Source organism: Sphingobium sp. IP1, from assembly GCF_002708645.1.
Lineage (GTDB): Bacteria > Pseudomonadota > Alphaproteobacteria > Sphingomonadales > Sphingomonadaceae > Sphingobium > Sphingobium yanoikuyae.
The window spans coordinates 1-1,047 of record NZ_NOIW01000257.1; the positions used below are offsets into that span (position 1 = coordinate 1).

A 1,047-nucleotide genomic window follows, 5' to 3' on the forward strand; every position below is an offset into this window, starting at 1 on the left:
TGCCCCTTGTATCTGTGCCTGAGGTCATGAGGATGACCTGGCACCATGAGATCGGGTGGCCACCCGATCTCATGGCCGCAGTGTCGACGCCCGTTGCCCCTCAGGTCCGTTCGACCGTCGGGAGTTTGGGATCGGCCTGCTTGTTGCCCTGCGACCGAACAGTCGGATGGTTGCCAATCGCACAGACAAGGCAGGTACAAGGTGACGCACATTATGATCGGAGTCGATAGTTCGAAGGCATGGCTGGATGCGTGGACCGCGCCGGATCATGCGATACGCTGTGCCAACACGGCCGAAGGCATCGCTGATCTCGCTGATTTCGTGTGGGAACATGCCGGTGATGATGGGCTGGTCGTGCTGGAGGCGAGCGGGGGATGCGAGAAGCTGGCCTTCCTCCAGCTCTGGGCGCAGGGCATCGCCTGCACCATCGTTAATCCGCGTCACGCCCGCGCCTTCGCACAGGCGATGGGGTGCCTGGAAAAGACCGACCGCATCGACGCCCGGATGCTGGCCTGGTTCGCTGATGCCCGCAAGCTCATCCCCACGCCGCCGCCCAGCGCACAACAGGCCAAGCTTGAAGCACTCACCGCGCGGCTGCGTCATGTGACGCACGATATCATCGTCCAGAAGCAGCGCCGATCAGCCACGACCGATCCGCTGGCCCTGGCCCAGATCGGCGAAACACTGGCTCTGTTCGCCAGACAGGCAAAGGACATCAGCGCCATGATCGCGCAGTCCATCGCAAGCGATCCTCACTGGCGCGCCTTTGATCGCACCATCCGCTCAATCAAGGGCTTGGCCGATCGGACTACCGCTTATCTGATCGCCGATCTGCCCGAACTGGGCACCCTCTCAAACAAGGCTATCGTCAAGCTCGTCGGGCTCGCTCCCATCGCAAATGACAGCGGCGCCAGATCCGGCAAAAGGCGAACTCGCGGTGGCCGCGCCTCCATTCGAACTATCCTCTTCCTCGTCGCTGACATCGCCCGGCGCTTCGACCCAAGCCTCGCTGACTTCCGCGACAAACTCCTCGCAGCTGGCAAACCA

The 1,047-nt window shown here is 62.5% G+C and carries 1 protein-coding gene; it reads left to right on the top strand.

All coding sequences use genetic code 11. The annotated features are described in order from the left end of the window. Positions 1-213: 213 nt before the first annotated feature. The coding region (locus CG471_RS29835) for a transposase (RefSeq protein ID WP_099234667.1) at positions 214-1,047 on the top strand (834 nt) is incomplete at its 3' end.